Source organism: Streptomyces sp. SID5910 (assembly GCF_009862125.1).
Classification (GTDB): Bacteria; Actinomycetota; Actinomycetes; order Streptomycetales; family Streptomycetaceae; genus Streptomyces.
Genome location: NZ_WWHX01000350.1, coordinates 1 through 7759, shown reverse-complemented (window position 1 = coordinate 7759; position 7759 = coordinate 1). Strand labels below are relative to the sequence as shown.

Annotated in this window: 6 protein-coding genes and 1 pseudogene; 4 read left to right on the top strand and 3 right to left on the bottom strand. The window is 68.9% G+C overall.

The genetic code is table 11. From position 1 onward, the window contains the following. Positions 1-505: 505 nt before the first annotated feature. The gene (locus GTW67_RS12050; protein ID WP_161164802.1) at positions 506-667 is read right to left on the bottom strand and encodes a hypothetical protein; all 162 of its coding nucleotides are present in this window, start codon (positions 665-667) and stop codon (positions 506-508) included. Between the two features lie 482 nt (positions 668-1149). After that, positions 1150-1446, bottom strand: coding sequence for a hypothetical protein (locus GTW67_RS12045; protein WP_161164801.1), 297 nt, complete (start codon positions 1444-1446; stop codon positions 1150-1152). Positions 1447-1736: 290 nt separating this feature from the next. On the opposite strand from GTW67_RS12045, the pseudogene GTW67_RS12040 reads away from it, so the two are divergent. The 3 genes and pseudogenes from GTW67_RS12040 to GTW67_RS12030 all read left to right on the top strand — a co-directional run. Further along, positions 1737-2066, top strand: a pseudogene (locus GTW67_RS12040) (hypothetical protein); the annotation flags it as partial. Continuing rightward, complete coding sequence (locus GTW67_RS12035; protein WP_161164799.1) at positions 2056-2550, top strand: hypothetical protein; 495 nt, start codon at positions 2056-2058, stop codon at positions 2548-2550. The pseudogene GTW67_RS12040 and the gene GTW67_RS12035, both read left to right, overlap by 11 nt. After that, positions 2547-5210, top strand: a complete 2664-nt coding sequence (locus tag GTW67_RS12030) for a Helicase associated domain protein (protein WP_161164798.1) — start codon at positions 2547-2549, stop codon at positions 5208-5210. The genes GTW67_RS12035 and GTW67_RS12030 overlap by 4 nt, the downstream gene beginning before the upstream one ends. Positions 5211-5853: 643 nt before the next feature. Here the strand turns inward: GTW67_RS12030 and GTW67_RS12025 are convergent. Then, on the bottom strand, positions 5854-7071 hold the full coding sequence (locus GTW67_RS12025; RefSeq protein ID WP_161164803.1) for an epoxide hydrolase family protein: 1218 nt from the start codon (positions 7069-7071) through the stop codon (positions 5854-5856). 114 nt (positions 7072-7185) lie between these two features. On the opposite strand from GTW67_RS12025, the gene GTW67_RS12020 reads away from it, so the two are divergent. Beyond that, positions 7186-7759 (top strand): CGNR zinc finger domain-containing protein (locus tag GTW67_RS12020; RefSeq protein ID WP_161164797.1); only part of this gene is annotated, 574 nt, incomplete at its 3' end.

The window sequence follows — 7759 nt, the reverse complement described above, 5'->3', positions numbered from 1 at the left end:
CCGCGTGAGCGGAGCTGAACGCTGCGCGATCAGCTCACCCGCCTTGCTGCGCAAGGCGGATGACGCTCCGTCCGCTGCGCTCCCGGAGCTGCGGGGCCTGCGGCCCCGTGAAGTGGCTTCCGCTGCGCTCCTGCCACCAAGGGCCGGCCCCGCTGCACGGGTCAGCCAACGGGCCTTCGGCCCGGGCGGCTAGAGGGGAGGGTTGGGGCTCCAGCTCACTCAGTCGCCACGCGCTGGCGCTTTCCTCCTGGTCCGGCTCGCCACCCACTGCGCCGCCACGTTGACCACAGTCACAAGGACAGCGAAGACCAGCGCGTCGAACCACGTCTTGCCTGTAAGGGCGCGCCACACCACTGCGGCCGCCCCATAGGCGGCAAGCCACACCATCACAACAGCCGTCCAGTGCACCCACCGCCGAGACCACCACTCGGCCCACCACTCCCGTCTCCGCATAGCATCCGGCTACCCCAGAACAAGCCAACGAGCGCCGCACCGGGCCCGGGCTCTACAGGGAAGGGATGGCTGGTGGCGTCTTCAATGCTTGCGTGATCCGCCTGTTCTTCTTGAGCTGGTACTGAGCCCCCAGGAGCATGAGCGGGAAGAAGACGGTACCGATCCCCGTCCAGGTGACGGTCCAGGCGTTGCGGTGGTCCTCTGTCAGTGCCATGACGAGTGCGAACGGTTCGAGAAGCATGAACCATGCGAAGACCCAACGGCTACGTCGCAGCTGTGTGACTGTCCGCTCCGGAAGGGGATATCGAGTCCTCCACTGCATCCTCATGGTCTTCCCATGCCCGCAGGCATGCCGGACAGTCGGCCTGCAGCACGCCCCCGGAGCAGCTGCGTAACCGGCTCAAGGGGCCGCCTGCTTGCGTCGTGCAGTGCGGTTGGCGGCCAGGAGACAGATCCACACGAGGACTTGGCTGGCCGCAAGGACGATGGGGCCAGGGCTCTCACCGTCAACCACCCGCCACGCTAACAAGGCGATGCTGATAGAGAGCATCGGCCAGTAGATCCATGGTCCCCACCGGTTACCCGGCTGGGCCCATGACCGCGGGACACGAGAGCCAGAACGTTGCATCTTGCACTCCTTGGGAGCGGTTACGGAGGGCTCCTCATTCCTGGCCTAGATCGCGTCCTGATGGCGCCTCAGGCGTGGGCGTGGCGGCGGGTACTCGGCAGCTTGTGCGGGGCAGCGTGGTGCACGGGCCGACCCGTTGCGGGAACGGCGAGACGCCGCAGGGCGAGGCTCGCGGTGACGAGCAGTACGGCGAAGACGGCCAGGAGGAGAACGGACACCCGCATCTGTCGACTCCCCGGGGCCTGCCAGCCGGCCCACAGGGCGGACCCTGCCCACAGCAGAATGGCCGCAGCGTAGAAGGAGCGGATACGGCGCAGTTGCCGCACGGCCTGCAGGAACTGGATGCGTTCGGTCTTCGGTGCCATGCGGCACCGTGTACCCCGATGCAGGATGACCATCGGGGTCGCAGGGGATTTTGCGGAGGGGCCCCCGCAAGTCCGCATCTCGATGTGATGCAGCATGTAGCATTGGCGCAAAGTGGGGACACCCGGTAGCAGGTGACGGGGGCCGCATTCAGCTTCGGCGCGTTAGGCCCGTGGTTCGTCCGCTGACCTGACAGCCACGGCCCAGCAGGGTCGGTGGAGGGGAAGGGCACTATGGATCCCGATGCGCTGGGCCTAGCTCCTGGCCTGAGGTAGAGCCGTGGACACCGGCGCATCAGGCCGTGGAGATCAATGAGTACGAGACCCTCTCCATGCTCCTGGCCTCCGGGGCGGACCCGGACGAGGTGTGCTTTGAGCTCACGCTGCTGACTCACGCGATCGATCTGGAAGGCGACGGCCACCTGCAGACGAACTACCCGCTGAACACGGCCTCCACGGCGATCCTGCTGGCCTACGGTGCCGACCCACGCCTGCCGGCCATCGACGGCGAGACTCCCCTGCAGATCGCCGATTACTACCACCACGAACCGGCCCAGCGGCTGCTCCAGCGCTTCCTCGCCCTCACCCCGGCCAAATCCCCAGGGAGCGCGCGTGACGGATGATCGCGGGCCTTCGCCCCTCGGCCCGGACTCCCCTTACAGTGACGCCTCGATCTACGTGGACGCGGAGGCCGCCCCGCGGATCATGGCCCGGCTTCGAGACGCCCTCGGCCTCGTCGAGGACGACGGTGCGGAGCTGACCGTCGGGCCGGTGCGCGTGGAAGGCGAGCCCAACGACTACGCCACCGGCCGGCACGCCCACCCCTTCGACTTCCTCGAGTGGCCGACGGTGCTGGAGTGCGAGGCCTCCGAGGGGACACCTGCCGAGGTGGTGCAGGCTGTCACGGCCGTGCTCGAAGCGCTGTGGCACGGTGGCTTCAAGGCCGTAGCCGCCTGCGACTTCGAGGACGAGCTGCCCGCGCGCGGCGGGATCGACAGGTACCCCTGCCCAGCTCCTGCCCCCGACGGGGGCGCGGTCTCTTCGGGCATGGGCCCGTGGTGGAAGAACCTGATGTCGCCCGGAAAAAGGAAAGGTCGAAATCTGTGATCAGCCTCCGGGAACATCAGGTGACCCAGAAAACAAGTATTCGGGAATGGGTCAAATTCTTTGCAAGATCTTCTGTGCCCGCGCAGGGGGCCCGGGGCACGCTGGTGTCCGCCACCGGATCGGGCAAGACGATCACGGCAGCCGCGAGCGCGCTGGAGTGCTTCCCGGGCGGGCGGATCCTCGTCACCGTGCCGACCCTCGACCTGCTCGCGCAGACCGCCCAGGCGTGGCGTGCGGTCGGGCATCGGGCGCCGATGGTGGCGGGGTGCTCGCTGGAGAACGACCCGGTCCTCAGCGCGCTGGGGGTGCGCACCACCACGAATGCGCTCCAGCTCGCGCTGTGGGCCGGAACCGGGCCCGTGGTCGTGTTCGCCACCTACGCCTCCCTGGTGGACCGCGAGGACCCGGAAGACCCGACCGGCCAGCGGACGGTCCGCGGGCCGCTGGAAGCCGCCCTGGCAGGCGGGGAACGGCTCTACGGCCAGCAAATGGTCCCGTTCGACCTCGCCATCGTGGACGAAGCCCACTCAACCGCAGGTGATCTTGGTAGGCCGTGGGCGGCGATCCACGACAACGCCCGCATCCCCGCCGACTACCGGCTCTACCTCACCGCCACCCCACGCATCCTCGCCTCCCCCCGCCCGCAGAAGGGCGCGGGCGGGATGGAGATGGAGCTGGCATCGATGGGGCAGGACTCTCAGACGTACGGTCCCTGGCTAGCCGAGCTGGGGCTCTCGGAGGCCGTCGAGCGGGGAATCCTCGCTGGATTCGAGATCGACGTCCTCGAGATCCACGACCCCTCCCCCATCCTCGGAGAGTCAGAGGAGGCACAGCGGGGCCGGCGCCTGGCGCTCCTGCAGACCGCACTGCTGGAGCACGCTGCGGCGTACAACCTGCGTACGGTCATGACGTTCCACCAGAAGGTCGAGGAAGCCGCCGCGTTCGCGGAGAAGCTACCGAAGACCGCAGCCGAACTGTATGCGCGCGATGCCTCGGACGAGGACCTGGCGGCCGCGGAGAAGCTGCCCGTGTCGTCGATCGACGCGCAGTTGTACGAGCTGGAGTCCGGCCGGCACGTGTCGCCGGAGCGGGTGTGGGCGGCGTGGCTGTGCGGCGACCACCTCGTCACCGAACGACGCGAAGCCCTTCGCCAGTTCGCCAACGGCATCGACGCGGCCGGGCGCAGGGTGCACCGGGCGTTCCTCGCCAGCTGCCGGGTCCTCGGGGAAGGCGTCGACATCACCGGCGAGCGGGGCGTGGAAGCCGTCTGCTTCGCGGACACCCGCGGCTCGCAGGTCGAGATCGTCCAGAATATCGGCCGCGCGCTCCGGCTCAACCGGGACGGCTCCACGAAGGTCGCGCGGATCATCGTGCCCGTCTTCCTTCAGCCCGGCGAAGACCCCACCGACATGGTCGCCTCTGCCGCGTATGCCGGGCTGGTCGCTGTGCTCCAAGGCCTGCGCTCGCACGACGAACGACTCGTCGAGCAGCTCGCCTCCCGCGCTCTCACCAGCGGCAAACGCAAGACCCACATCCAGCGCGACACCGACGGGCGGATCATCGGGGTCAGCGGTGAGGGCGGGAGTGAGGACAAGGACCAGGAGGGCGGCACCGACGGGGCGGTCGAGTCCGCACTGCTCCACTTCTCCAGCCCGCGCGATGCGGCCACGATCGCCGCGTTCCTGCGCACCCGGGTCTACCGGCCCGAATCCCTGGTCTGGCTGGAGGGCTACCAGGCGTTGCTGCGGTGGCGGAAGGAGAACGAGATCACCGGCCTGCACGCCGTCCCCTACGACACGGAGACCGAGGTCGGCGTCACGAAGGCCTTTCCGCTAGGGCGATGGGTGCACCAGCAGCGAAAGACACTGCGGGCCGGGGAGCTCGAACCGCGGCGCAAGAAGCTCCTCGACGCCCCGGAGGCCGGCATGGTCTGGGAACCGGGCGAAGAGGCGTGGGAAGCCAAGCTCGCCGCGCTGCGCTCGTACCGGCGCGCCACGGGGCACCTGGCCCCGAGGCAGGATGCCCTGTGGGACGACCCCGCTGACGGCAAGCCTGTCCCTATCGGTCAGCTACTGGCGAATCTCCGGCGCAAGGGCGGCCTCGGCAAGAACCCCGAACGGGCGCAGGCACGGGCCGCACAGCTGACCGCGATCGACCCCGACTGGAACTGCCCCTGGCCACTGGACTGGCAACGCCACTACCGCCACCTCGCCGCCGACGAACCCGACGGAGTCGTGTCCGACATCGCACCCGGTGTCCTCTGCGAAGGCGATGACGTCGGCAAGTGGCTTCAGCGGCAACGCCGCAGTTGGGTGGAGCTCTCCGAGGAACAGCAGCAGCGGTTGACAGCGCTGGGCGTACAGCCCGCTGAGACGCTGGCACCCGCTCCGGCGCCCAAGCGTGCGACGAAGGGCCGCCCGACCAAGGCGCAGCAGGCGTTCCAACGCGGTCTGGCAGCCCTGACCCAGTACGTCCAGCGGGAAGGCAGAACCGTCGTCGGGAGGGCACACATTGAGGAGCTGCCTGACGGTTCGGCGATCAGGCTGGGTGTGTTCTTGAGTAACCAAAAGGCCAGGCGTGACCGGCTGGATGCGAATCAGCGGGCCGTCCTCGCCGAGCTGGGCTACACCTGGGCTGCAGAACGGTCCGTGCGCAGCTGATGTTCGTCGATGGGCCACGCGCCCATTACCGGATGGGCTGATAAGCCGTTTGGTTCTGTGTGCAGGATGCTGGGTGGGACGGAGCGAGGGCGCGGCGGTCCGAAGTCGTTTCGGTGGACGTGCTGTTCCAGACTGCGGGCGGGGCGACTGAGTGTTCGAGGTGGTCATTGGCGGCCGCCGACGTGGTCTTCGAAAACTGTCCGCCGCTGAAGCCTTTCCCGGCCCGCTTCGAGTAAGTGGCTTGGGGTGGTGCGTGCCTGTGGTCGTCGTCGTTCTGGTGCTGGTCGGTTTTCTGCGTGGCCGGTCAGGCTCGACAGGTCGGCCGGCCCGCGTCGGATCCGTTGCCGTGGGCGGGGGCGCGTGGGGCGGCTGGGGGCGGGGTGTGGGCTTGGTCTTCGATGTGGTTGGCGGGCCCGTTTGGTTGGCGAGCTTCGAGGCGCTGGCCCCGTTCGGCGGGGTCGCGGTCTGTGGCGAGGCGGCTTGCCATCCTGAGTTGGGTCTTCCTGTGTTCCTCTGTGGAGGAGCAACCGTGTTCTCGCCGGCTACAACATCGGCGGCCGGTTCCGCCGCGGCCCTGGCGCCTTGCGCCGGCGCGCTTGTCCGTGCTGGTCGTTGGCGGGCGGTCGTGGGTGGGTTGAGGGCTTCACCGTGTTCTCGTGCTGCCGGGCGTGCCGGTGGCCGGGCGTGGTCGTCGGTGGGTGGTCAGTACTGCTGTGAGGCCTTCCTGTAGGTCCTTGACGAAGTGGGCGGGGGCTTCCAGGGAGGGGAAGTGGCCTCCGGTGTCGGGGGTGTTCCAGCGGACGATGTGGCGGTAGCGTTTCTCGGCCCAGGGGCGGGGGGTCTTCTCGATGTCGCGGGGGTACATGGTGACCGCTGCCGGGACGTCGACCCGTAGTTCGGGGTCGAGGGAGTTGTGGCTCTCGTAGTAGATGCGGGCCGCCGATGCGCCGGTGCGGGTGAGCCAGTAGAGGGTGACGTCGTCGAGGATGCGGTCGCGGGAGATCGTCTCGAAGGGGCTGTCCTCGGTGTCCGACCATTCGGCGAACTTGTCGAGGATCCAGGCGAGGAGTCCGACCGGTGAGTCGACGAGTGCGTAGCCGATGGTCTGGGGCCGGGTCGCCTGTTGTTTCGCGTAGGCCGCGCGGTGGTGCCAGAAGTGGCGGGTTTCCTCGGCCCATGTGCGCTCGGTCTCCGTGAGTCCGTTTGTCGTCACTCCGGGGGGTGCCTGCGCGAACAGTGTGTGGACGCCGATGACGTGTTCGGGGTGCTTGCCGGCGAGGACCGTGGTGATGTTGCCGCCCCAGTCGCCGCCGTGGGCTGTGAACCGGTCGTAGCCGAGCCGTGCCATCAGTTCCACCCAGGCGGCCGCGATCTTTTCGGTTCCCCATCCGGTGGTGGACGGTTTGTCGCTGTAGCCGAAGCCGGGCAGTGAGGGGACGACGAGGTGGAAGGCCGGTGCGTCGGTGTCCTTGGGGTCTGCGAGTTCGTCCATGACGTCGATGAACTCGGCGATGCTGCCCGGCCAGCCGTGCGTCAGCAGCAGTGGGGTGGCGTCCGCGCGGGGGGAGCGGCGGTGCAGGAAGTGGATTCCCAGGCCGTCGATGGTGGTGCGGAACTGGCCGGCGTGGTGGAGGCGCTTCTCGAACGCCCGCCAGTCGTACTGGGTGCGCCAGTAGTCGACGAGGTCGATGAGGTCGGCGAGGGGGACGCCCTGTGCCCATCGGCGGGGGCCGGGCGGGGCGCCGTGGACCGTCTCGGCTTCCGGCAGGCGTGCCGCGGCCAGTCGTGCGCGCAGATCGTCGAGGTCGGCGTCGTCGGCGTGGGCTTGGAAGGGGTGCACGTCGCTGTTCGGGCGGTTCATGGGGTTCATGGGGCCTCCTGGCCGTCGCGGTGCCGGGCTACCGGCTCGCTTGGAACCGGCTTAGACGGTTCTAGCAATGCTTCTGCCCGCGCCGCAACCGTCTAAGCTGGTTCCATGCGTGGTGAGTTCCCTGACTTCCGTCTCGGCAAGGTGCTGGCGACGAGCTTCACGGCGACGCTGACGGAGCGCTGCGGTGAACCGGTCGAGCGCATTCCCGTGCCGCACCGGCTCGTCGACTGGCTGGCGGTGAGCGGCCTCGCCGTGGACTCCTGCACCCCCGCCCAGCTCGGTCTCGCCCGGGAACTGAGGGAGGCGGTCCACGCCGCCGCGACGGCGGCCGCGCTGCGCGAGGCTCTGCCCGCCTCCGCCGTCCAGGTCATCAACGAGCGCAGCGAACGGGGGCGGGCCGCGGCGGTCCTGACGCCCGAGGGCGAGCGGCGGTGGCGGCTGAGTGCGCGGTCCTGCGTCGAGGACGCCCTCAGCGTGATCGCCGCCGACGCGGTCGGCATCCTCTCCGGCGAGCGGGACGGACGGCTGGCCCTGTGCGCGTCGCCGACCTGCCGGGCCGCCTTCTTCGACACCAGTCAGAGCCGCACCCGTAAGTGGTGCGAGATGAACACCTGCGGGAACCGCCAGAAGAAGGCGCGCTTCCATGCCGGCCGCAGCAAGGACTCCGGATCAGGTGAGT